The sequence below is a fragment of the Streptomyces sp. NPDC016677 genome (assembly GCF_055562815.1).
This window is the reverse complement of record NZ_JBVHEO010000003.1, coordinates 461732-484405: the sequence shown is the minus strand read 5'-3', so window position 1 is coordinate 484405 and position 22674 is coordinate 461732. Positions and strand designations below refer to the sequence as shown.

The window sequence follows — 22674 nt, the reverse complement described above, 5'->3', positions numbered from 1 at the left end:
GTCCCGGCGGTCACGCAGCGAACACAACCGGTCCCGATCAGTCTTGTACCGGCGGGTAATTAGTCTTTCGAAAGATTTCTTTAGCGTAGGGAATGTTTGTAACATCCAGCCCGTTGACTACCTGTGGAACCCCGGGCACCGATGACCCTTGGGGATCCCCTCAGTAGTTCTCCTCAGGAGGATGACCAGACGAAGGGAGAGGCCATGCGCTTTGAAGTCATGCGACTCGACGACATCGACGGCACGCCCGTGGACAGCACAGTCGTGGACGCAGCCTCCGTCAACCGGATAGTCCAGCAGGCCGCCGCCATCGGGCAGCGCCTGTGGATCCGCCCGGCCGAGACCACGGCCTCGTAGCGGCGGATCGTTCACACCGCTCCGTCCGGGCCCCCGCGCACAGATCGTGTACGGGGGCCCGGTCGCGTCCGCCGCTGCCGAGGTCCCACGCCCCCGAGGTCCCGGCCCTCACGCCCCTTGGATCACCTGCGTGACGCCGTTGATGATCTGCTGCACGGCGATCGCGGAGAGCATCATGCCCGCGAGCCGGGTCACCAGGACCACACCGCCGTCCTTGATGACCCGGATGATCAGCAGCGAGTACCGCATCACCAGCCACAGCACGACATGGATGGCGAGGATCGCCGACCACACCGACAGCTGACCGCTCACCCCGTCGGCCTTCTGCACCGCGAGGATCACGGACACGATCGCGCCCGGCCCGGCGAGCAGCGGCATGCCGAGCGGTACGAGGGCGACGTTGACGTCCTTGGTCTGCTTGGGCTCGTCCGTCTTGCCGGTGAGCAGGTCCAGCGCGATCAGGAGCAGCAGCAGTCCGCCCGCGATCATCAGCGCGGGCACCGACACGTGCAGATAGTCCAGAATCTGGTGCCCGAGCAGCCCGAACACGGTGATCACGCCACCGGCGACGCAGACGGCCTGGAACGCCATCCGCTTCTGCACCTTGCCGGGCCGCCCGGCGGTCAGGGCGAGGAAGATCGGGGTGATCCCGGGGGGATCCATGATGACAAAGAGGGTCAGGAAGAGAGAACCGAAGACGGCGATGTCGAACATGGGTGAGCTACTGGCCTCGCGGAGGTACGCGCACGGGTGCGCGGAGGTACGGGTTTCGGGACAAAGGCGCGGACGTGGGCCTCAGGCCCCGCCGGCCCCCGGCACCGGGAACGCCCCGAACGCGCGCCGCGTGATCTCCCCGTAGACCTCGGGGTCGGTCGTGTACTCGCCGAGCACACAGGTCTTCCGGCTGCCGTGGTAGTCGCTCGACCCCGTCACCAGCAGCCCCAGCTCGTCGGCGAGACCGCGCAGCCGGACCCGGGTCCCGGCGTCGTGGTCCATGTGGTCGACCTCGATGCCGTCGAGCCCGGCGGCGGCCATCTTCGCGATCGCCTGCTCCGGCACCGTACGCCCGCGCTTGGCGGCGGCCGGGTGGGCGAAGACGGCGACGCCGCCCGCGCCCTTGATCAACCGGATGGCCTCGAAGGGGTCGGTCTCATGCTTGTCCACGAAGGCCCGGCCGCCGTCGGCCAGCCAGTCCTGGGTGAAGGCGTCGCCCACGGTCGGTACGACGCCCAGCTCGACGAGGGCGGAGGCCACATGCGGACGTCCGACCGAGCCGTCGCCGGCGATCCGCGCGACCTGCTCCCAGGTGACGGGCACGCCCAGCTCGTTGAGCTTGGCGATCATGCCCTTGGCGCGCGGCACCCGGTCGTCCCGGACCAGCTCCCGCTCGGCGAGCAGGGCCGGCTCCTCGGGATCGAAGAGGTAGGCGAGCATGTGCATGCTGACGCCGTCGATACGGCAGGACAGCTCGGCGCCGGTGACCAGCGTGAGCCCTGCGGGCAGCGCCTCGACGGCCTCGGCGTGGCCCCGGGTGGTGTCGTGGTCGGTCAGCGCGACCACGTCCAGCCCGGCCGCGGCGGCGTTGCGCACCAGCTCGGCCGGGGTGTCCGTACCGTCGGACGCGGTGGAGTGGCAGTGCAGATCGATGCGCACGGCGGGCTCCAGACGGCGACGGAAGGGAAGCGGACGGGGAAAGGATAACCGGATTTCCGCCGTCCCCCGTCACACCCGCTGATCCTGAGAGCCCCCTACAAGACCCCTGTGCGCGCCCCGCCGCCAGGGGGTCACGACTGGTCCGCGAGGGGGCCACGGCTGGTCCGCGAGGGCCGCCGCGGCTGCCAAGAGGCTACGGCTGGAGCAGGCGGGGCGACAGCGCCCCGCACGGCACCAGCTCCACCTCCGCCCCCGCCTCCCGCAGATCCGCCAGCACCAGCTCGTCGTACATCAGCAGCCCGGACTGCTCGGGCCAGACCACGGCCCACAGCCACATGCCGAGCGCCTCGCCCGCGAAGACGGCCCGGTCGACGGGTGCGCCGGAGACGTGCCAGAGCGGGGTCGGGCGGCCGGCGGCGAGCACCTTGGCCTGTGGTGGTTTCTCGACGTCCAGGGACGGCCCCGGGTCCGGCCCCTCAAGACCGGCGTAGTACGCGCCGAGTCCGACGCCCAGTTCCTCGGCCACCAGGATCAGCTCCCCGACGCCCCCGAGCGGTCCGGGCCCGGAGCAGGCCACCGCCGTCGCGCGTCCGCCGCTGCGGTCGTCACCCGCGCAGGCCACGCCCGTGAAGAGCCAGCCGACCGGCAGCGGCCACGGCATCCACACCGGCACCTGGGTGCGGTGGACCACGACCTCCAGGGCCTCGACGCTCGGCGGTATCACTGGCTGGACCGGGTGGACCGCGCCGTGCACGTCGCACTGCCAGGAGTCGGCGAAGAGACCGGGCGCCCTGACCCGGCCACCGCACTTCGGGCAACTGGGTTCGCCCCTCATAGGGCCCCACGGTCCTACCCCGGCCCCGCCGCGTCAAGGACGATCACCCGTCCGGAGGCGCCGGCGAGGGCCGCACCGGCGCGGCACTGACCAGCAAAATTAGATGTAGTTTGCATCATTTAGCCGGCCTAACTTATTGTATGCAAACACCAACCATCTCTGCGCATTGGAGCCAGCATGGACCCCTTCGAAGCGGGGGCCGGCAGTATCCTCAGGCAGCCCAAGGCCGTCTGGGCGACCGCGGGCGCGTCCGTCGTCGCCTTCATGGGCATCGGCCTGGTCGACCCGATCCTGCCGTCCATCGCGACCGGACTGCACGCGAGCGCCAGCCAGGTCTCCCTGCTCTTCACCTCGTACTTCCTGATCACCGCGATCGCGATGCTGGTCACCGGCTTCGTCTCCAGCCGGATCGGCGGCAAGAAGACCCTGCTGCTCGGCCTCGCCTTCGTGGTGGTCTTCGCGGGCCTGGCCGGCACCTCGGACACGGTCGGCCAGTTGGTCGGCTACCGGGCCGGCTGGGGCCTGGGCAACGCGCTCTTCGTCTCGACCGCCCTCGCGGTCATCGTCGGCGCGGCGGCCGGCGGCAGCGCCGCGGCGATCCTGCTCTACGAGTCCGCCCTCGGCCTCGGCATGGCCTGCGGCCCGCTGCTTGGCGCGGTGCTCGGCGACGCGAGCTGGCGCTACCCGTTCTTCGGCACCGCGTTCCTGATGGCGGTCGGCTTCCTGTGCATCGCGGCGTTCCTGAGGGAACAGCCGAGGCCCGCCCGCAGGACCTCACTGCTCGACCCGGTCAGGGCGCTCGGCCACGGCGGTCTCGCCTCGGCCGCGATCTCGGCGTTCTTCTACAACTACACGTTCTTCACCGTGCTGGCCTTCACCCCGTTCGTGCTGAACATGACGCCGTACAAGTCGGGGGCCGTGTTCTTCGCGTGGGGCGTACTGCTGGCCGTCTTCTCGGTGCTCGTGGCGCCGCGCATGCAGAAGCGGTTCGGCTCGCTGAAGGTGCTCGGCGGCTCGCTGGTGCTGCTGGCGGTGGACGTGCTCGTGCTCGGCTACGGCGACCACACCGCGGCGGTCGTCTGCACGATCCTGTCCGGTGCCTTCATCGGCGTGAACAACACCGTCTACACCGAACTGGCCCTCGGCGTCTCCGACGCCCCGCGTCCGGTGGCCAGCGCCGGCTACAACTTCGTGCGCTGGTTCGCCGCCGCCGCGGCCCCGTACTTCGCGCCGAAGATCGAGGAGTGGACCGACATCCACGTCCCGTTCGTGGTGGCGGCGGTCACCGCGGTGCTCGGCGCGGCCGTGGTCGCCGTACGCCGCCGGGCCCTCACGCACGAGGCCGGGGAACGGGAGCCGAAGCACGCCACCGAGGACGGCGTCTCGGCGTTCGCCGACTGACGCCCCCGCGGGGTGAGTCAGGTCACCCCAGCGGTACGGACCCGCGGGCCGGGTCCCGCAGGTCCGTACCGTGCGTCAGCCAGCGCTCCTGGAGCGCCTGTCCGCCGTGCACCCGCTTCCAGGCGGCCTCGTTGGGCGTCATCGGCAGCAGCGGCAGGAAGCGCACGGGATCCAGCGGCGCGTCCAACTCCAGGTCCGCCACCAGACCGCCCGGCTCGGCGACCAGGACGGAGGTGAACGGCGCCCCGGGCCACAGCGGCTTCCCCAGGTCCAGCGAGGCGCCGGGAGCCAAGACCACGCCCTCGACCTGCGGGGAGGCGGCGAGCACGGCCAGCGGACGGAGCACCTTGTCGGTGTCGGCGAGGCCGGCGCGGACGGAGAGGACCAGCTCGGCGCGGGGCCCCTCGACCGGGTCGGCGAGCACCGCCGTGGGGTCCGCCATCGGCCGCGCGGACATGCCCAGGGTGGCGTAGCGGACGACGTCCCCGTCCTGGCCCGGGGCATGGAAGCGGAGCACCTCGATACGGTCCGTACCGAGGAAGGTGACGCCCGCGCGGGCGTCCGGTTCGCCGAGCGCGCTGCGCAACCGGGCCTCGACCAGAGGAAGAACATCAGCCATGCCGCGAGCATAGAACTCGTCAGTACGAGGCAAAGCGGCACCTTGACACAAGCGGCGGCTGGTACTCTGGGCCGGTCGCCGGGCAGCCCGCACAAGCGCGGAGCGCAAGTCCCGTCGCTGCATTGAAGACTCCCCTACGGGGAACCCCTCTAAACGAGGGAATGGACGTCCCTCACGAGGGACCGGCCGGAGGAGGTGGGGCTGGCATGGACCGAAGTCGACCGTGCAGTACCACCCGCTCTTCCGGCCGCTGACACCGCCGCTTCCGGAATCCCACCGGTCGCCGCCTTCCGTCAGCCGCGCGCTTTCCTGCGGAAGAGCACTTCGTCTCACTCATGAGAACTCATGTGAACCAGCAGTGATGCCACGCCACCGCGACGGTGGGGTGCTCCCCGCTTTGTGGACGCGCCGGGCACGCGCACGTACCGGGCTCGCGTAAGTACAGGACGTCCTCATTCCGGGTGGTTCCACCCGTCGCCGGCGCCGTTCGCTGCCCGTAGCGAAGGAGCCTGCCATGTCGATGATCCGTGACCTGCGAGCCGCGGTCCGGCCCTCCCGCGTGCCGCCCCGCAAGGACAGCGGCGCCTACGACACCACCCGTGACCCGGCCTCCGCCTCGGCCGTGATCGACTGCGCCGTCTACCGCGACGGCCGCCGCGTCCAGACGGACGCCCCGCTCAGCCCGCACGAGGCGATGCGCCAGGTGCGCCGCGACGGCGGGTTCGTATGGATGGGGCTGCACGAGCCCACCGAGGACGAGTTCGCCGGTATCGCCAGTGAGTTCGGGCTGCACCCGCTGGCCGTGGAGGACGCGGTCGTCGCCCACCAGCGGCCCAAGCTGGAGCGGTACGACGACTCCCTGTTCACCGTCTTCAAGACCGTCCACTACGTCGACCACGACGAACTCACCGCCAACAGCGAGGTCGTCGAGTCCGGCGAGGTCATGTGCTTCACCGGGCGGGACTTCGTCATCACCGTCCGGCACGGCGGCAAGGGCTCGCTGCGCGCACTGCGCCACCGCCTCCAGGACGACCCCGAGCTGCTGCTCAAGGGCCCCTCGGCGGTGCTGCACGCCATCGCCGACCACGTCGTCGACGGCTACATCGCGGTCGCCGACGCCGTGCAGGACGACATCGACGAGGTCGAGACCGAGGTGTTCTCGCCGGGCCGCAAGGGCTCCCCGCGCGGCACCGACGCCGGCCGGATCTACCAACTCAAGCGCGAGGTCCTGGAGTTCAAGCGGGCGGTCTCCCCGCTGCTGCGGCCCATGCAGCTGCTCAGCGAGCGGCCGATGCGGCTGGTCGACCCCGACATCCAGAAGTACTTCCGGGACGTCGCCGACCACCTCGCCCGGGTGCAGGAGCAGGTCATCGGCTTCGACGAGCTGCTGAACTCCATCCTCCAGGCCAACCTCGCCCAGGCGTCCGTCGCGCAGAACGAGGACATGCGGAAGATCACCTCGTGGGCCGCGATCGTCGCCGTACCGACGATGGTGTGCGGGGTGTACGGCATGAACTTCGACCACATGCCGGAACTGCACTGGCGGTTCGGCTACCCGATGGTCCTCGGCGTCACCGTCGCCATCTGTTTCGGCATCCACCGCACGCTGAAGCGCAACGGCTGGCTGTAAGCGCCCCGCGCGGCGCTCTCGTTAGGCTGGCCGGCATGACAAGCGAGCTGCTCGGCCAGGCCCTCGTCGAGGAGGCCACCAAGAAGTCCGGCCTCATCTGGGTCGCGGGCCCCGGGAGCCCGGCCCGCGCGCTGTGGCACGTCTGGCACGAGGGCGCGGCCTGCGTCGTCGGCGACGGACCCGGCGAGCAGCCGCTGCCGTCCCTGGCCGACGGGGCCACGGCGGAGGTGACGGTCCGCAGCAAGGACAAGGGCGGCCGGCTGGTCACCTGGACGGCCCGGGTCGTGGAGCCGGCGGCCGGCTCCGAGGCGTGGCGGGCGGCGGTCGAGGAGCTGAAGGGCAAGCGGCTCAACGCCCCCGACGCCGAGACGATGCCCGAGCGCTGGGCGCGCGAGTGCCGGGTGCTGCGGCTGGAGCCGACGGGGGCGACGGCGCCGCTGCCCGACGGGTCGCTGGCCGAGGCGCCACTGCCCACACCGGCGACGACACGGGAGCCGGTCCCGGCGGGGCTGCCCCGGCTGCTGTGGAAGCGGCGCAAGCGGCGGAACGGCTAGAGACGTTCAGGCACGTCCAGCAACGTCCAGCAACGTCTAGGACGTCGGCAACTGCTTGCCGTAGTCCAGGGTGTCGTCCTTGTCCGGTTCCGTCAGGGCGAAGTCCTTGTTCCAGTCCGAGAAGGTCAGCGTGCCCGCGCTGCCCGCCCGGACCAGGCGCAGCGGATACGGCTTGCCCTCCAGGGAGACGTCCAGCGAACCGCCGTCCCCCCCGTCCCCGCTGATGCGCACGGTGCGGGTGCCGTTCTGCTCGTGCCGGCCCTCGGTCTCCACGGTGCCGTGCAGCGCCAGCAGACCGTCGAGGAGCACGTCCTTGTCCGTGAACCCGCTGAACTTCTTGTACGAGGGGTCGCCCTGCGGCACCTTCACGTACTTGCCGGCCAGCTTCTCGGCCGCGGCGGCGTCCGCGTCGCCGGTGTCATGGCTCCAGAAGCTGGCGTCGGCCTTCAGGAAGAGCTGCTCGCCGACCCGCAGCAGCCCGAACGTCGCGCCCTCCGCGGTGACCGACCCGGTGCCCCCGTCGGGCTTCAGGCGCATGTCGAGCGCGTACGTACTGCCACTGGTGACGACGGTGCCGTGCAGCCGCACGGTCTGGGCGGCCTCGGCGACGGCGCGGGTCTTGCGCTGGATCTGCGCGGCGGACAGCTTGCCGACCCCGTTGGTGCCCGCGTCGGGGTCCTCGCCGCCGCATCCCGTCAGCCCCGTCCCCACGGCCAGGACACACGCGGCGCCGGCGAGAGCGGCCCGGGGATTTCTGCGCCGGGGAGTCACAGTCACGGGTGGAGCTGCCTTTCTCACGGGAGACCGGTGCGGCGTACGGCAGCGTACCGGGGCCGGACGCGGGCGGCGGAGCCAGTCCGTCCGGACCGGCCACCAGGGCGGACGGGTTCCGGACGGGCTAGCCTGAAGGGCGTCCCAGCGGGCAGTTCGGAAAAGGGACAGAGCACGACGACGCAGCACGCCTGCACACGCCGGCGTGAGGAAAAGGAGCCGCGGCCATGGCAGCCGGCGCCCCCCGGATCTTCGTATCGCACCTCTCCGGTGTCGCCGTCTTCGACCCCAACGGCGACCAGGTGGGGCGGGTGCGCGATCTGGTCGTCATGCTCCGCGTCGGACAGAAACCCCCGCGCCTGCTCGGCCTGGTGGTCGAGGTCGCCACCCGCCGCCGGATCTTCCTGCCGATGACCCGGGTCACCGGCGTCCAGTCCGGCCAGGTGCTCACCACCGGCGTGCTCAACGTCCGCCGCTTCGAGCAGCGGCCCACCGAGCGCCTCGTCTTCGGCGAACTGCTCGACCGGCGCGTCACCCTCGCCGAGACCGGCGAGGAGGTGACCGTCCTGGACCTGTCGGTGCACCAGCTGCCCGCCCGCCGGGACTGGGAGATCGACAAGATCTTCGTCCGCCGGGGGCGGCGGGGCGGCGCGTTCCGGCGCAGCAAGGGGGAGGCGCTGACCGTGGAGTGGTCGGCGGTCACCGGGTTCTCCGCGGAGGAGCAGGGGCAGGGCGCGGAGAACCTCCTCGCCACCTTCGAGCAGCTCCGCCCCGCCGACCTGGCCAACGTCCTGCACCACCTGTCCGCCAAGCGCCGCGCCGAGGTCGCCGCCGCCCTCGACGACGACCGCCTGGCCGACGTACTGGAGGAGCTGCCGGAGGACGACCAGATCGAGATCCTCGGCAAGCTGGCGGAGGAGCGGGCCGCCGACGTGCTGGAGGCGATGGACCCCGACGACGCGGCCGACCTGCTGGGCGAACTGCCCGAGCAGGACAAGGAGCGGCTGCTGAGCCTGATGAAGCCCGACGACGCCGCCGACATGCGGCGGCTGATGGCGTACGAGGAGCACACGGCCGGCGGTCTGATGACGACCGAGCCGATCGTGCTGCGGCCCGACGCCACCGTCGCCGACGCGCTGGCCCGCATCCGCAACCCCGACCTGTCCCCGGCGCACGCCGCGCAGGTCTACGTCTGCCGCCCGCCCGACGAGACGCCGACCGGCAAGTACCTCGGCACGGTCCACTTCCAGCGGCTGCTGCGGGACCCCCCGTACACCCTGGTCGGCTCGATCATCGACGACGATCTGCAACCGCTGGAGCCGGACGCCGCGCTGCCGGTCGTCGCCGGGTTCTTCGCGACGTACGACATGGTGGCGGCGCCCGTGGTCGACGACTCGGGGTCGCTGCTGGGGGCGGTGACGGTGGACGACGTACTGGACCACATGCTGCCCGACGACTGGCGGGAGACCGAGTACCACCTGGAAGAAGCGGACACCGAGGGGGTGCGCGCCGATGGCGCCGGAGCGTGAGACGCCCGTGCGGGAGCGCGCCGTCTCGGGCGCGACGGCCGCCTCGCGTCACCGCGGGCCCCGTCTCGACCAGCCGCGCGCGCCGCGACGCCGTCTGCTGCCGGAGTACGACCCGGAGGCGTTCGGGCGGCTGTCGGAGCGGATCGCCCGCTTCCTGGGCACCGGGCGGTTCATCGTCTGGATGACGGTCGTCATCATCGTGTGGGTGGTGTGGAACATCTCTGCCCCGGCCGGCCTGCGGTTCGACGAGTACCCGTTCATCTTCCTGACGCTGATGCTGTCCCTCCAGGCGTCCTACGCCGCCCCGCTGATCCTGCTCGCGCAGAACCGGCAGGACGACCGGGACCGGGTCAACCTGGAGCAGGACCGCAAGCAGAACGAGCGGTCGATCGCCGACACCGAGTACCTGACCCGCGAGATCGCCGCCCTGCGCATCGGCCTGGGCGAGGTCGCCACCCGGGACTGGATCCGCGACGAACTCCAGGAAATGATCAAGGAACTGGAGTCCCGGCGCGACGGCCACCACCCCGGGACCGGCGTAAACCTGACACTCCCGGCGGAACAGCCGCGGGGACGTGACGCAGACGACCGCTGACGGGCTTTCCGGCGCCCGCACCGGGCGCCGTACCATCGTTCACATGGCTACGGAAGACGCGGTGCGCGAAGCACTGGCGACGGTGAACGACCCCGAGATCAACCGGCCCATCACGGAGCTGGGGATGGTCAAGTCGGTGGAGATCGGCGCGGACGGGGCGGTCGCGGTCACCGTGTACCTGACGGTCTCCGGCTGCCCGATGCGCGACACCATCACCCAGCGCGTGACCGACGCCGTCTCGCGCGTCGACGGCGTCACGCGGGTCGACGTCACGCTGGACGTGATGAGCGACGAACAGCGCAAGGAGCTGGCCAGCGCGCTGCGCGGCGGCCAGACCGAGCGCGAGGTCCCCTTCGCCAAGCCCGGCAGCCTCACCCGGGTCTACGCGGTCGCCTCCGGCAAGGGCGGCGTCGGCAAGTCCTCGGTGACGGTGAACCTGGCGGCGTCGATGGCGGCGGACGGCCTGAAGGTCGGCGTGGTGGACGCGGACATCTACGGCCACTCCGTGCCGCGCATGCTGGGCGCCGACGGCCGGCCCACCCAGGTCGAGAACATGATCATGCCGCCGTCGGCGAACGGCGTGAAGGTCATCTCCATCGGCATGTTCACCCCGGGCAACGCCCCGGTGGTGTGGCGCGGCCCGATGCTGCACCGCGCGCTCCAGCAGTTCCTGGCCGACGTGTACTGGGGTGACCTGGACGTCCTGCTGCTCGACCTGCCGCCGGGCACGGGCGACATCGCGATCTCCGTCGCCCAGCTGGTCCCGAACGCCGAGATCCTGGTCGTGACGACGCCCCAGCAGGCGGCGGCCGAGGTGGCCGAGCGGGCGGGTGCCATCGCCGTACAGACCCACCAGAAGATCGTCGGCGTGGTCGAGAACATGTCCGGGCTGCCCTGCCCGCACTGCGGCGAGATGGTCGACGTCTTCGGCACGGGCGGCGGTCAGCTGGTCGCCGACGGCCTGACCCGCACCACCGGCGCCTCGGTCCCGGTCCTCGGCTCCATCCCGATCGACGTCCGCCTGCGCGAGGGCGGCGACGAGGGCAAGCCGGTCGTCCTCACCGACCCGGACTCCCCGGCGGGCGCGGCCCTGCGCTCGATCGCGGGGAAGCTGGGGGGACGGCAGCGGGGCCTGTCCGGTCTGTCACTGGGGATCACCCCGAAGAACAAGTTCTGAGTTCCGCGCGGAGGACACCGCGGAATCCCCTGCGGCGAAGGGGCGCCGAAACCAACCGGCGCCCCACCCTCACGCGTACGCCGCCCTACACGCGTACGCGGCCCTTCACGCGTACGCGGCGATGTCCTTCACCGCGGCGAAGGCCAGCCCGTACGCGCTCATCCCCCTGCCGTACGCCCCGAGATGCACCCCCTGCTCGGTGGAACCGGCCAGCACCCACCCGAACTCCGACTCCCGGTAGTGGAACGGCGTCGGCACGCCGTCCACCGGCAGCGACAGCGTCGACCAGTCCTCGCCGTCGAGATCGTCCGCGAGGACCCACGCCGTCTCGGTCTGCTGGTCCAGCCAGTCGTCCCGCAGCGAGTGGTCCATCTGCCCCGGCCAGGTGAAGGACAGCAGCCCCACCCCGGCCAGCCACGCCGCCGAGGACACCGAGGTGGCCTCCAGCGTCCCCGTGCCGTCCGGGCTGCGCCGCACCGGGTTGGCCGCGACCGTCACGACGACCGCGAACTTCTCCGTGGCGTCCTTCTCGTCACCCGCCACGTGCTCGTTGCGTACCGACGGCTCGTCCCCGTGTCCGATCGAACCGTGCGCCACCGCCCCGTCGGCGGCCGTGCCGACCTGCATCAGCCAGCGCGGCCCGGTGAACGCCTCGTCGAGGCCGTACCAAGGAAAGGGCGCACGCAGGTAGCCGTCGACCGCACTCCGGGCGGAAGGGGACTGTTCTCCGCCCTCCGCGGCCGGCGTCTGCGCGACTGCCCGACTCGTCGTCTCCATGTGCCCGGACGCCTCCTCGCTCTAGTCGGACCGGCACGGCCCGCCCCCCATCGGGCGTACTCGTACGATCCGTACAACAAGTCGGCAGCATAGCCACCCCGGTCGGGGCGGCCGGGAAAGCGCCCGGCGCGTGGAGCGCGCGGACGGCGGGTTCAGGCCGTGCGCCACCGCAACGGAGTAGGACGAACGACGGGCGTCAGGTGGCGTCCGCGTCGTAGGGCGGGCGCTCCTCGCGCACCGTGCTCTCCGACTTCTTGGTCATGTCGATCCGGCCGGAGGACGAGGCCGAGGACCCGGACGAGGACGAGGACGTGTCGGACTCCCGGCCCTGGACGGCGTCGGCGACCTCGGCCATCTCCTTCTTCAGGTCGAAGCCGTTGCGGATCTCCTTGAGCCCCAGGTCGTCGTTGTCCAACTGCTTGCGGATGAACGTCTTGGGGTTGAGGTCCTCGAACTCGAAGTCCTTGAACTCGGGGCCGAGCTCCTGCCGGATGTCCTGCTTGGCGCTCTCCGAGAACTCACGGATCTTCCGGATCGTGCGCGTCACGTCCTGGATGACCTTGGGGAGCTTGTCCGGACCGAAGACGAGCACGGCGAGGACGACGAGCGTGACCAGCTCGAGTGGTCCTATGTCATTGAACACCTGAAGCTCCTTGGGATGTCCGGGCCGCCTCCACGGTACCCGCCCATCCCATGAGACCGGTACAGTCCCGTCCCGCTCGCCGTGCGTCGGGTCCGGTCGATTTCCGCGTTGTTCGCCATCCGGTTCAGTCCCCGTCCGAGGAACCGAGCGTCAGCGAAACCTTCCTCACCTCGCCGTCCCGTTCCAGGGTGAGGGCGAGGCGGTCGCCGGGGCGGTGGGCGCGGGTGCGGACGATCAGTTCCTCACCGGAGTGGACGCGGCGGCCGTCCACGGCGGTGATCACGTCGCCCGCCTTGAGGCCGGCCTTGTCCCCGGGGCCGCCCTCGGCGACCGCTGGGCCGCCGTCGCCGCCCTGGGTGCCGACGCGGGCGCCGTCCCCGGCGTAGTTCATGTCGAGGGTGACGCCGATGACCGGGTGGGTGGCGTGGCCGGTGGCGATCAGTTCCTCGGCGACGCGCTTGCCCTGGTTGACCGGGATGGCGAAGCCGAGCCCTATGGAGCCGGCCTGGCCGCCGTCCGGGGTGGTGGAGCCGTCGGCGGAGCGGATGGCGGAGTTGATGCCGACGACGCGGCCGGCGGCGTCCAGGAGGGGGCCGCCGGAGTTGCCGGGGTTGATGGGGGCGTCGGTCTGGAGCGCGTCGACGTAGGACACGTCGCTGCCGTCGGCCTCCTCGCCGCCCGCCGTGATGGGCCGGCCGGTGGCGCTGATGATGCCGGAGGTGACCGTGCCCGCCAGGTCGAAGGGGGCGCCGATGGCGACGACGGGGTCGCCGACCCGGACGTTGTCGGAGTTGCCGAGCGGCACCGGGCTGAGTCCGCGCACGCCCCGCACCTTGACCACGGCGAGGTCGTATCCGCTGTCCCGGCCGACGACGGTGGCCTCGGCGGTGTCACCGCTGTGGAAGGTCACCGTGATGACGCCGTCGGCGCCGGCGGGCGCCACGACGTGGTTGTTGGTGAGGATGTGGCCGCGGGTGTCGAGGACGAAGCCGGTGCCGGTGCCTCCCTCCTCGGCGCCGCTCACGTGCAGCGTGACCACGCCGGGGAGCGCCTTCGCCGCGATCCCGGCCACGCTGCCCGGGTCCCGCCCGGCGGGTTCCTTCCCGGCCTGCGGCAGTTCTACGGCGCCGAGGCCGCCGTTCCGCTCCAGGTACGTCCCGACGACACCGCCGGCCAGGCCGGAGACGACCGCCAGCAGCACGGCCGGCCCGACCAGCGCCTTCCGCGCCCGGCTCCGCCGCCGGGCCGCTCCCCCGGCGCCCACGGCACCCGTCGCGCCGTCCTGCCGCGCCGCCCCGCCGGCCCGCGCGACGGCCCAGGGGTCGTAGCGGGCCCAGGGGTCGGGGGCGTGGGCGGGGGCGGGAGGCGGCACCGAGGGGGCGGCCGGGGAGATGGGCGACGACACCGCCGGGGCGGCGGGAGGGGCCGGCTTCGGTGGAACGCCGGAGGCGGGAGGGGTCGGCTGCGACGGCATCCCGGGGGCGGTCGGCGCCGACGGGGGCAGGACCGGAGGGGTCGGCCGAGGCGGTACGCCGGAGGCGGGAACATCCGGCTGCGGCGGCACCCCGGAGGCAGGCGGCGCAGACGGATGCGGGACCGGCGGCGCCGGGGCCCAGGGGCCGGGCTGACCGTACGGCGGAGTGTCGTACGGATCCGGGTCAGAGGCGGAGGCGAAGCCTGAAGCAGAGGCAGAGGCAGAGCCTGGGGCCGGGGCGAAGCCTGAGGCAGAGGCAGAACCCGAGGCAGCGGCGGAGCCGGAGGCAGGGCTGAGGCCGGGGTCGGGGCAGGGCGGGGCCACAGGCCCGGGGCGGCCGGCCGCGGCCGACGCGGGCCCCGCCGCGGGGGCGTCACCGCCCTGGTCCCCCTCCGGCTCCCGAGGCCGGGCCGGCTCGAAGCCGCCGTCGGGCTTGCCCTCGTTCATGTTCTCCCCACAGCTGGCCGCCGCACGGCCCGTCGACTGCGCGCCACCCCGGATTCAATCAAACCCGGTCGCCGGCGCGCAGCGGCCGGTCAGGGAGCGGAAGGAAAGGAGGACGCGGCCGGAGAGGCCGACGGAGCGGTGGACGGGGACACGTACGGATCGGGGACCGGCGCGCTGAGCAGGCCGGGCGCCTTGACCTCGGATGTCGTCGGCCAGGAGGACAGCGCGACCGGCACAACGGCCTCGAAGGGACGTATCAGCGGGGACATCGCGACGGCACCGGCCATGACGGGCGCGGTCAGGGGATGACCGGTCTGGTCGTCGGGCCCCGCCGAGGGCGCCGGCAGACCGGGCAGCAGCGGCGCGGAGACCGTGGTGGACGCCACCGGGGCGTCACCGGACGATCCCTGGCCCGCGGCCTGGCCGAGCAGCGGCGCGATCAGGCGGCGCCGCTGGGTCTCGGAGGTCGCCGACGCTCCCGCGCCCTGGGTGCGGGCCGGGGTGACATTGCTGCCGGTCCCGGAGCCGCCGCGCGCCTCCGTGGTGGTGTCGGGGAAACCGGCCGTGACGCCCCCGAGGGCGACCGCGGCCAGCGACACCGCTCCGGCGGCGGCGAACGCGAATCTGAGCCCGCGCGAGGCCGCCCGGTCGGACTCGTGCCGTCCGACGTCGTGGATACGGAAGCCACGGCCCGGCCCGGAGGGGGCCAGCACCGACGAGGCGTGCGACCGGGAGGGCGCGTAACCGAACTCGAACCCTCCGCGCCGCTCGACCCCGAACGCCCCGGTGGCACCGAACCCGCCGGCCAGGTCGGAGAACCCGGACAGCGCGTCGCCGCCAGGCGACGAGCCGTCACCGCCGGGAAGCCCCTGAAGGCGTGCCAGGAGGCTCTCGGAGGGGGCGGGGCCGGCGGCCTCGGCGAAGACGTTCTTCAACCGGCGCTGCGCGTCCACTTCCGCCTTGCACTTGGCGCAGGTGGCGACGTGCGCCAGCACGCGCTCCCGCGCGTCATGACCGAGCTCGCCGTCCACCAGGGCGGAGAGTCGGTCTCCCAGATGCTGCTCTGCGAGGTGTCCCTCGGATTTCGGCCGTGAACCGCTCACGCGCTCGCGCCCCCTCCTCCCAGTGCGGGAACGCGGGCCATGAAGGAGCGGCGCTCGGCACGCGCCTGAGGCGAGCGGTGCGCGAGGGCCTTGCGCAGCTGGGAGCGGCCCCGGTGGATTCGGGAGCGGACCGTGCCGAGCTTGACGCCGAGCGTCGCGGCGATCTCCTCGTAGGACAGTCCCTCGATGTCGCACAGGACGACGGCGGCGCGGAACTCGGGCGCGAGGGTGTCCAGCGCCTGCTGGACGTCGGCGTCGAAGTGCGCGTCGTTGAAGACCTGCTGCGGGGTGGGCTCCCGGCTGGGCAGCCGCTCGGCGGCGTCCTCGCCGAGGGCGTCGAAGCGGATGCGCTGCTTGCGGCGGACCATGTCCAGGAAGAGGTTGGTCGTGATGCGGTGCAGCCAGCCCTCGAAGGTGCCCGGCGTGTAGGTCGACAGGGAGCGGAAGACGCGGACGAAGACCTCCTGGGTGAGGTCCTCGGCGTCGTGCTGGTTTCCCGTCAGGCGGTAGGCGAGCCGGTAGACCCGGCCGCTGTGCGTGCTGACGATCTCCTCCCAGGTGGGCGGAGTCCACGCCTGCCCGTCCGCGTCGGTGGAGAAGGTCGCGGTCCGGTCCTGGCCGGCGGTGCCGGCGGCGTGGCTGTGGTCAGCAGCGGTGTCGTTCACGGATTTCGGCCTGCCCGCCGATCCGAGGAAGCGCCACAGCGCTCCCCGACGGTCCCCGGGCGCGGCCGCACCTCCCCTGTCGGCTCTGGTGGTGTCCAGTGGAGCCCCTACCATAGCCACCTCGCCCGTTAGCTCCGGATAAGCGGTTTTACGAGAATTTGATTCAGGCTGACACGGCTCGTACGGCTGCGTCATCACTTGCTCGGTGCCCCGGTCCGTTCGCTGGTCCATTCCCTGCCCCCGTCGCGGCCCCGCTCGCTCGGTCTTCTCGTCCCCGCCCCTACAAACGACCGGTCCCATCTGCGGGTTCCCGGCGCCAACGGATACAGTCACGCCGAGGCTTCAACGGGGACAGGAGAGGGTCATTACCGGCAACCGGCAGACGAGCTGGGCGTTCGCCGACGCCTATGTCGCCGAGGACGACGCGCTGCTCTGGGCCCGTGACCGGGCTCACGAGGCGGGCCTGCGCTCGGTGACGCCCGGCACGGGCTCCGCGCTGCGGTTGCTCGCCGCCGCCGTGGACGCCAAGGCGGTCGCGGAGATCGGCACCGGCTGCGGTGTCTCCGGTATCCACCTGCTGCACGGCATGCGGCCGGACGGCGTGCTCACCACGGTCGACCCCGAGCCGGAGCACCAGCAGTTCGCCCGCCAGGCCTTCCGCGCCTCGGGGTTCGCCAGCAACCGGGCGCGTTTCATCCCGGGCCGGGCCCTGGACGTCCTGCCCCGGCTCGCGGACGCCGGCTACGACCTCGTCTTCTGCGACGGCGACCGGCTGGAGTACCTCGACTACCTCGCTGAATCGTTGCGGCTGCTGCGGCCGGGCGGCCTGGTCGTGTTCGAGGGCGTCTTCGCCCACGGCCGGACGGTCGACTCGGGACCGCAGCCCACGGAGGTGCTGCGGGTGCGCGAGCTGCTGCGGGCGGTGCGGGAGAGCCAGGAGCTGGTGCCCTCACTGCTGCCGGTGGGCGAGGGCCTGCTGTGCGCGGTGAAGCGGTGAGGACACCCCGGTAAGTCCGTCATGACAGTCGCCCCGGTACCGCGTGCGGCACCGGGGCGACTGGACATGTATGGTCGCTTGCGCGTCAGCCGACGACCTTCTTGAGGGCATCGCCCAGTGCGTCGGCCTCGTCGGGGGTCAGCTCGACGACGAGCCGACCGCCGCCTTCGAGCGGAACGCGCATGACGATGCCCCGCCCCTCCTTGGTCACCTCGAGCGGGCCATCGCCCGTCCGCGGCTTCATGGCCGCCATGCTCGTTCCCCTTCCTGATACCAGTTCATCGTCCAGGCCGACGGCCCACGAGGGCACGCGCAGCCCCACACGGGACACGCGACACCGGCATCGAACACATTGCTTCCAGGCCATTATCCCGCATCGCAGGACCCGATGACCAACATCGGTCGGCATCGCTTGGGCAACGCACGCGAGCAAAACCACTCAATTCGGGGACGGGACTGCGATACTGCGCGCCCGCACGCACTTCCACCGAACGAATACGAACCGCAATTCTTTGACGGAGGTCACACCGTCGCCACGGTCCGATCCCGGTGATCTCCGTCATGCTGTCCCTCGGACAGGAACAGGACAGGACCGACAGGACCGGACCGGACGACGCGGAGGGGACACACCCATGGCCGACACCGTGCTCTACGAGGTGAGCGACGGACTCGCGACGATCACGCTGAACCGCCCCGAGGCGATGAACGCGCTGAACATCGAGACCAAGGCCGCCCTGCGGGACGCGGCGCGCGCCGCGGCGGACGACGGCGCCGTACGGGCGGTGCTGCTCACCGCGGCCGGTGACCGGGCGTTCTGTGTGGGCCAGGACCTCAAGGAGCACATCGGGCTGCTGGCCGCCGACCGCGAGAGCGGCTCGGGGCAGACCATGAGCACGGTGCGGGAGCACTACAACCCGATCGTGCGGGCGCTGGCCGAGGCGCCCAAGCCGGTGGTCGCCGCGGTGAACGGGGTGGCGGCGGGGGCGGGCCTCGGCTTCGCGCTCGCGGCGGACTACCGGATCGTCGCGGACACGGCGGCGTTCACCACCTCCTTCGCGGGCGTGGCGCTCACCGCCGACTCCGGGGTCTCCTGGACGCTGCCCCGGGTGATCGGCCCCGGCCGCGCCGCCGACCTGCTGCTCTTCCCGCGTACCGTCACCGCCCAGGAGGCGTACGAGCTGGGCATCGCCAACCGCCTGGTCGCGGCCGGCGAGCTGCGCGCCGAGGCCGAGAAGACCGCCCGTGCGCTGGCCGAGGGGCCGACGGTGGCGTACGCGGCGCTGAAGGAGTCGATGGCGTACGGGCTGACGCACTCCCTCCCCGAGACCCTGGAGAAGGAGGACGAGCTGCAGTCGCGGGCGGGCTCCTCGGAGGACCACGGCATCGCGGTGCGGGCGTTCGTGAACAAGGAGAAGCCGACGTACCTGGGCCGGTAGCGCCTTCCCCTCTTCAGGTGCGCCGGGCCACGCAGTCCGCGAGGTGGTCGTCGACCAGTCCGCACGCCTGCATCAGGGCGTACGCGGTCGTCGGGCCGACGAAGCGCAGGCCCCGCTTCTTCAGCGCCTTGGCCAGGGCGGCCGACTCGGGGGTGACCGGCGGGACGTCGGCCAGGGTCCTGGGGACCGGCCGGCCCGCCGGGTCGGGGGCGTGGGACCAGATCAGCTCGTCCAGCTCGCCCGGGGCCCAGCCGGCCAGCACCCGCGCGTTGGCGAGGGTCGCGTCGATCTTGGCGCGGTTGCGGATGATCCCGGGGTCGGCGAGCAGCCGCTCGCGGTCCTCGTCGGTGAACTCCGCGACCGCGTCGATCTTGAACTCGGCGAAGGCGGCGCGGAAGCCCGGCCGGCGGCGCAGGATGGTGATCCAGGACAGGCCGGACTGGAACGCCTCCAGGCTGAGCCGCTCGAACAGCGCGTCGTCGCCGTGGACCGGGCGGCCCCACTCCGCGTCGTGGTACGTGACGTAGTCGGCGGTGGACAGCGCCCAGGGGCAGCGCGGAGCGCCGTCCGGGCCGACGGCCACGGCGCTCAACTGCCCTCCTCCTCGGACCGCTCCTCCACGATGGCCGGCTTCTCCACGAAGGCCCGCTTCTCCCCGGAGACGGGGTGGTCCGCGGAGACGGGACGGTCCACGGAGACGGGACGGTCCCCGGGCCGGGCCCCCGCGAGGGCGGCCTCCAGGTCGGCGATGCGGGCGTCGCGCTCGGCCAGCTCGGCGCCGAGCCGGCCGAGGGCGTCGTCCACGTCGGCCATGCGGTAGCCGCGGACGGTGAGCGGGAAGCGCAGGCCGTCCACGTCGGCGCGGTTCACCGGCCGCTCGGCGGGCAGCGCGTCGACCAGCCGCTCGGGCGCGGCGTCGGGCAGCGGGCCGCTCTCACCGCCGCCGACCACGGCGAGGGTCACCGCGGCGACCACGACGGCGAGCGCGATGACGAGAAACAGGAACATAACCACCGCTGGGGCCCCCACGGTCGATGATCTCGGTGATCGGACAGAGTCGGTACGGATCGGAGTCGGGTGTGTCAGGTCGATCGTGCCATGCGAGTCTGACAGCCGGGGCCGCAGGCGGTCCGCGACCGGACCGCACACAGGACACACGAAGACTCTCGGAGAAGGAGACACAGGGGATGCTCAGGCTGGGCAGGCGCGTATTCGAGGCGCACGAGCCGGTGATCATGGCGATCGTGAACCGGACCCCCGACTCCTTCTACGACCGGGGCGCCACCTTCCACGACGAGCCGGCGCTGGCGCGCGTGGAGCGGGCCGTCGCCGAGGGGGCCGCGATCATCGACGTCGGCGGGGTGAAGGCCGGTCCCGGCGACGAGGTGAGCGCCGAGGAGGAGGCGCGGCGCACGGTCGGGTTCGTCGCGGAGGTGCGGCGGCGCTTCCCGGACGTCGTGATCAGCGTGGACACCTGGCGGCACGAGGTCGGCAAGGCCGTCTGCGAAGCGGGCGCGGACCTGCTGAACGACGCGTGGGGCGGCGTGGACCCCAAGCTCGCCGAGGTCGCGGCCCGCTACGGCGTCGGCCTGGTCTGCACCCACGCCGGGGGCGCCGAGCCGCGCACCCGCCCGCACCGGGTGACGTACGACGACGTCATGGCCGACATCCTGGAGGTGACGCTGGGGCTGGCCGAGCGGGCGGTGGCCCTCGGCGTGCCCCGGGAGTCGGTGCTGATCGACCCCGGGCACGACTTCGGCAAGAACACCCGGCACAGCCTGGAGGCGACCCGGCGGCTCGGCGAGATGGTGGCGACCGGGTGGCCGGTGCTGGTCTCGCTGTCCAACAAGGACTTCGTCGGCGAGACCCTGGACAAGCCCGTCAAGGAGCGCCTCCTGGGCACCCTGGCGACGACGGCGGTCTCGGCCTGGCTCGGCGCGCGGGTGTACCGGGTGCACGAGGTGGCGGAGACCCGGCAGGTACTGGACATGGTGGCGTCCATCGCCGGCCACCGTCCTCCCGCGGTGGCCCGCCGGGGCCTCGCCTAGCCGATCTCTAGCGCCCGGCCTCCTTGGACACCAGCGCGACCGCCTCGTCCACGTCGTCCGTCAGGTGGAACAGCAGCAGGTCGGCCTCGGCCGCCTTGCCCTGGGCGATCAGGGTGTTCTTCAGCCAGTCGACCAGGCCGCCCCAGTACTCCGTGCCGAACAGGACGATCGGGAAGCGGGTCACCTTCTGGGTCTGGACCAGGGTGAGGGCCTCGAAGAGTTCGTCGAGGGTGCCGAGGCCGCCGGGCAGGACCACGAAGCCCTGCGCGTACTTGACGAACATCATCTTCCGCACGAAGAAGTAGCGGAAGTTGAGGCCGATGTCGACGTACGGGTTCAGGCCCTGCTCGAAGGGCAGCTCGATGCCGAGGCCGACCGAGGTGCCGCCCGCCTCCGAGGCCCCCTTGTTGGCCGCCTCCATGGCGCCGGGACCGCCGCCGGTGATCACCGCGAAGCCGGCCTCCACCAGGCCGCGGCCCAGGCGGACGCCGGCCTCGTACTCCGGTGAGTCCGCGGGCGTCCGGGCGGAGCCGAAGACGCTGATGGCGGGCGGGAGTTCGGCGAGCGTGCCGAAGCCCTCGATGAACTCCGACTGGATGCGCAGCACCCGCCACGGGTCGGTGTGCACCCAGTCGCTGGGCGCCCGCTCGTCCAGCAGCCGCTGGTCCGTGGTGCTCGGCTTGACCTGGTCCCGCCTGCGCAGGACCGGCCCCGTGCGCTGCTCGTCCGGCGGCTGCTTCTTGCCTTCTGGGTTGCCGGTGGGCATGCGGAGCTCCCTTGCGTCGTGCCGTCGTTCCACCTCAGCGTAGATCCACGCGGGTTACGTCCGGGGTACCTCAGCATGTCCGCCGTGCAGCGGATCAAACCACGCCCGTGATCAGGCGGTGAGCCATCCGCGCAGGCGTTCCTCACCCGCCAGGATCTTCGCCACCTCGACCCGCTCGTCGCGCTTGTGGGCCAGGTGCGGGTTGCCGGGGCCGTAGTTGACCGCGGGGACGCCGAGCGCGGAGAAGCGGGAGACGTCCGTCCAGCCGTACTTCGGCTGCGGGGTGCCGCCCACCGCCTCGATGAAGGCGGCGGCGGCCGGGTGGGAGAGGCCGGGCAGGGCGGCGCCGCTGTGGTCGTCGACGACGAACTCCGTCACCCCGCAGTCCGCGAAGACCTCGCGGACGTGGGCGAGGGCCTCCTCGGGCGAACGGTCGGGGGCGTAGCGGAAGTTGACGGTGACCACGCACTCGTCGGGGATCACGTTGCCGGCCACTCCCCCGGAGATCCGGACCGCGTTGAGGCCCTCGCGGTACTCCAGGCCGTCGATCACCGGGTACCGGGGCTCGTAGGCGGCCAGCCGGGCCAGGACCGGGGCGGCGGCGTGGATGGCGTTGGAACCCATCCAGCTCCGCGCGGAGTGCGCGCGCTCGCCCGCGGTCTTCAGCAGCACCCGCAGCGTGCCCTGGCAGCCGCCCTCGACCTGCCCGTCGGAGGGTTCGAGCAGCACCGCGAAGTCGCCCGCCAGCCACTCGGGGTGCGCCTCGGCCACGTGCCCCAGTCCGTTGAGGTCGGCGGCGACCTCCTCGTTGTCGTAGAAGACGAAGGTCAGGTCGCGGTTGGGGGCCGGCACCGTGGCGGCGATGCGCAGCTGTACCGCGACGCCCGCCTTCATGTCGCAGGTCCCGCAGCCCCACAGCACCCCGTCCTCGTCGAGCCGCGAGGGGACGTTGCCGGCGATCGGCACGGTGTCGATGTGCCCGGCGAGGATCACCCGCTCCCCGCGCCCGAGGTCGGTGCGGGCGACGACGTTGTTGCCGTGCCGGTCGACCGTCAGGTGCGGCAGGGCGCGCAGGGCGTCCTCGATCGCGTCGGCGAGCGGCTTCTCGGAGCCGCTGACGGAGGGGAAGTCGACGAGCCGGGCGGTCAGCTCGGCGGCGTTCAGCGAGAGGTCAAGCGGGGTGTCGGCCATGACGTC

Annotated in this window: 25 protein-coding genes; 10 read left to right on the top strand and 15 right to left on the bottom strand. The window is 72.1% G+C overall.

Features of this window, described 5'->3' with window-relative positions; translation table 11 throughout:
- The first annotated feature begins 204 nt into the window (after positions 1 to 204).
- Positions 205 to 357 (top strand): hypothetical protein, encoded by a 153-nt coding sequence (locus tag ACZ3IG_RS11990; RefSeq protein WP_215172297.1) that lies wholly within the window; start codon positions 205 to 207, stop codon positions 355 to 357.
- Between the two features lie 108 nt (positions 358 to 465).
- Here ACZ3IG_RS11990 and ACZ3IG_RS11985 read toward each other — a convergent pair whose 3' ends face one another.
- The 3 genes from ACZ3IG_RS11985 to ACZ3IG_RS11975 form a co-directional block, all read right to left on the bottom strand.
- Positions 466 to 1071, bottom strand: coding sequence for a MarC family protein (locus tag ACZ3IG_RS11985; RefSeq protein ID WP_215172295.1), 606 nt, complete (start codon positions 1069 to 1071; stop codon positions 466 to 468).
- An 81-nt stretch (positions 1072 to 1152) separates the two neighbouring features.
- On the bottom strand, positions 1153 to 2010 hold the full coding sequence (locus ACZ3IG_RS11980) for a PHP domain-containing protein (RefSeq protein WP_467431243.1): 858 nt from the start codon (positions 2008 to 2010) through the stop codon (positions 1153 to 1155).
- Between the two features lie 193 nt (positions 2011 to 2203).
- Positions 2204 to 2845 carry a DUF6758 family protein gene (locus ACZ3IG_RS11975; RefSeq protein WP_467431240.1) on the bottom strand — a complete coding sequence of 214 codons (642 nt, stop codon included), beginning with the start codon at positions 2843 to 2845 and terminating at the stop codon, positions 2204 to 2206.
- A 177-nt stretch (positions 2846 to 3022) separates the two neighbouring features.
- On the opposite strand from ACZ3IG_RS11975, the gene ACZ3IG_RS11970 reads away from it, so the two are divergent.
- On the top strand, positions 3023 to 4246 hold the full coding sequence (locus ACZ3IG_RS11970) for an MFS transporter (RefSeq protein ID WP_467431238.1): 1224 nt from the start codon (positions 3023 to 3025) through the stop codon (positions 4244 to 4246).
- A gap of 22 nt (positions 4247 to 4268) precedes the next feature.
- Here ACZ3IG_RS11970 and ACZ3IG_RS11965 read toward each other — a convergent pair whose 3' ends face one another.
- Positions 4269 to 4865, bottom strand: coding sequence for a suppressor of fused domain protein (locus ACZ3IG_RS11965; RefSeq protein WP_467431237.1), 597 nt, complete (start codon positions 4863 to 4865; stop codon positions 4269 to 4271).
- A gap of 514 nt (positions 4866 to 5379) precedes the next feature.
- Here ACZ3IG_RS11965 and ACZ3IG_RS11960 point away from each other — a divergent pair.
- Positions 5380 to 6495 carry a magnesium and cobalt transport protein CorA gene (locus tag ACZ3IG_RS11960; protein ID WP_215172285.1) on the top strand — a complete coding sequence of 372 codons (1116 nt, stop codon included), beginning with the start codon at positions 5380 to 5382 and terminating at the stop codon, positions 6493 to 6495.
- A gap of 35 nt (positions 6496 to 6530) precedes the next feature.
- Complete coding sequence (locus ACZ3IG_RS11955) at positions 6531 to 7049, top strand: hypothetical protein (RefSeq protein ID WP_467431233.1); 519 nt, start codon at positions 6531 to 6533, stop codon at positions 7047 to 7049.
- Between the two features lie 36 nt (positions 7050 to 7085).
- Here ACZ3IG_RS11955 and ACZ3IG_RS11950 read toward each other — a convergent pair whose 3' ends face one another.
- Positions 7086 to 7826, bottom strand: coding sequence for a hypothetical protein (locus ACZ3IG_RS11950; RefSeq protein WP_467431232.1), 741 nt, complete (start codon positions 7824 to 7826; stop codon positions 7086 to 7088).
- 221 nt (positions 7827 to 8047) lie between these two features.
- Here ACZ3IG_RS11950 and ACZ3IG_RS11945 point away from each other — a divergent pair, with 221 nt between their 5' ends.
- From ACZ3IG_RS11945 to ACZ3IG_RS11935, 3 genes are read left to right on the top strand one after another with little or no spacing between them, the layout of a single operon-like run.
- A complete protein-coding gene (locus ACZ3IG_RS11945; RefSeq protein ID WP_467431231.1) occupies positions 8048 to 9349 on the top strand; it encodes a magnesium transporter MgtE N-terminal domain-containing protein in 1302 nt (433 codons plus the stop codon).
- Positions 9333 to 9944: a DUF1003 domain-containing protein gene (locus tag ACZ3IG_RS11940; RefSeq protein ID WP_467431230.1), complete on the top strand. Its 612-nt coding sequence runs from the start codon at positions 9333 to 9335 to the stop codon at positions 9942 to 9944. The genes ACZ3IG_RS11945 and ACZ3IG_RS11940 overlap by 17 nt, the downstream gene beginning before the upstream one ends.
- A 43-nt stretch (positions 9945 to 9987) precedes the next feature.
- Positions 9988 to 11121 (top strand): Mrp/NBP35 family ATP-binding protein, encoded by a 1134-nt coding sequence (locus ACZ3IG_RS11935; RefSeq protein WP_467431229.1) that lies wholly within the window; start codon positions 9988 to 9990, stop codon positions 11119 to 11121.
- Positions 11122 to 11226: 105 nt separating this feature from the next.
- Here ACZ3IG_RS11935 and ACZ3IG_RS11930 read toward each other — a convergent pair whose 3' ends face one another.
- The 5 genes from ACZ3IG_RS11930 to sigE form a co-directional block, all read right to left on the bottom strand.
- Positions 11227 to 11898 carry a hypothetical protein gene (locus ACZ3IG_RS11930; protein WP_467431227.1) on the bottom strand — a complete coding sequence of 224 codons (672 nt, stop codon included), beginning with the start codon at positions 11896 to 11898 and terminating at the stop codon, positions 11227 to 11229.
- Positions 11899 to 12094: 196 nt separating this feature from the next.
- A complete protein-coding gene (locus ACZ3IG_RS11925; protein ID WP_467431226.1) occupies positions 12095 to 12541 on the bottom strand; it encodes a sec-independent translocase in 447 nt (148 codons plus the stop codon).
- 124 nt (positions 12542 to 12665) lie between these two features.
- Complete coding sequence (locus tag ACZ3IG_RS11920; RefSeq protein ID WP_467431225.1) at positions 12666 to 14462, bottom strand: S1C family serine protease; 1797 nt, start codon at positions 14460 to 14462, stop codon at positions 12666 to 12668.
- Positions 14463 to 14551: 89 nt separating this feature from the next.
- Positions 14552 to 15565 carry an anti-sigma factor family protein gene (locus tag ACZ3IG_RS11915; protein WP_467431223.1) on the bottom strand — a complete coding sequence of 338 codons (1014 nt, stop codon included), beginning with the start codon at positions 15563 to 15565 and terminating at the stop codon, positions 14552 to 14554.
- Entirely contained in the window at positions 15562 to 16344 is a 783-nt protein-coding gene (gene sigE, locus ACZ3IG_RS11910) for an RNA polymerase sigma factor SigE (protein ID WP_215174416.1), read from the bottom strand. Before sigE ends, ACZ3IG_RS11915 begins: the two co-directional genes overlap by 4 nt.
- A gap of 184 nt (positions 16345 to 16528) precedes the next feature.
- On the opposite strand from sigE, the gene ACZ3IG_RS11905 reads away from it, so the two are divergent.
- Entirely contained in the window at positions 16529 to 17227 is a 699-nt protein-coding gene (locus ACZ3IG_RS11905) for an O-methyltransferase (RefSeq protein WP_403533924.1), read from the top strand.
- Between the two features lie 85 nt (positions 17228 to 17312).
- Here ACZ3IG_RS11905 and ACZ3IG_RS11900 read toward each other — a convergent pair whose 3' ends face one another.
- The gene (locus ACZ3IG_RS11900; RefSeq protein ID WP_003966491.1) at positions 17313 to 17480 is read right to left on the bottom strand and encodes a DUF3117 domain-containing protein; all 168 of its coding nucleotides are present in this window, start codon (positions 17478 to 17480) and stop codon (positions 17313 to 17315) included.
- Positions 17481 to 17859: 379 nt separating this feature from the next.
- Between ACZ3IG_RS11900 and chcB the strand changes: the two genes are divergently transcribed.
- Positions 17860 to 18663 (top strand): 2-cyclohexenylcarbonyl CoA isomerase, encoded by an 804-nt coding sequence (gene chcB / locus ACZ3IG_RS11895; protein ID WP_467431220.1) that lies wholly within the window; start codon positions 17860 to 17862, stop codon positions 18661 to 18663.
- A 13-nt stretch (positions 18664 to 18676) separates the two neighbouring features.
- Here chcB and ACZ3IG_RS11890 read toward each other — a convergent pair whose 3' ends face one another.
- Together ACZ3IG_RS11890 and ACZ3IG_RS11885 are read right to left on the bottom strand one after the other, a co-directional pair.
- Complete coding sequence (locus tag ACZ3IG_RS11890) at positions 18677 to 19255, bottom strand: DNA-3-methyladenine glycosylase I (protein WP_467431217.1); 579 nt, start codon at positions 19253 to 19255, stop codon at positions 18677 to 18679.
- Positions 19252 to 19677 (bottom strand): DivIVA domain-containing protein, encoded by a 426-nt coding sequence (locus ACZ3IG_RS11885; RefSeq protein WP_467431216.1) that lies wholly within the window; start codon positions 19675 to 19677, stop codon positions 19252 to 19254. Before ACZ3IG_RS11885 ends, ACZ3IG_RS11890 begins: the two co-directional genes overlap by 4 nt.
- A 173-nt stretch (positions 19678 to 19850) precedes the next feature.
- Between ACZ3IG_RS11885 and folP the strand changes: the two genes are divergently transcribed.
- Positions 19851 to 20711: a dihydropteroate synthase gene (folP, locus tag ACZ3IG_RS11880; RefSeq protein WP_467431215.1), complete on the top strand. Its 861-nt coding sequence runs from the start codon at positions 19851 to 19853 to the stop codon at positions 20709 to 20711.
- A 7-nt stretch (positions 20712 to 20718) separates the two neighbouring features.
- Here the strand turns inward: folP and ACZ3IG_RS11875 are convergent, their stop codons facing one another.
- Positions 20719 to 21477, bottom strand: coding sequence for an LOG family protein (locus ACZ3IG_RS11875; protein WP_215174409.1), 759 nt, complete (start codon positions 21475 to 21477; stop codon positions 20719 to 20721).
- 111 nt (positions 21478 to 21588) lie between these two features.
- Positions 21589 to 22668, bottom strand: coding sequence for a succinyl-diaminopimelate desuccinylase (gene dapE / locus ACZ3IG_RS11870; protein ID WP_467431213.1), 1080 nt, complete (start codon positions 22666 to 22668; stop codon positions 21589 to 21591).
- Positions 22669 to 22674: the final 6 nt, after the last annotated feature.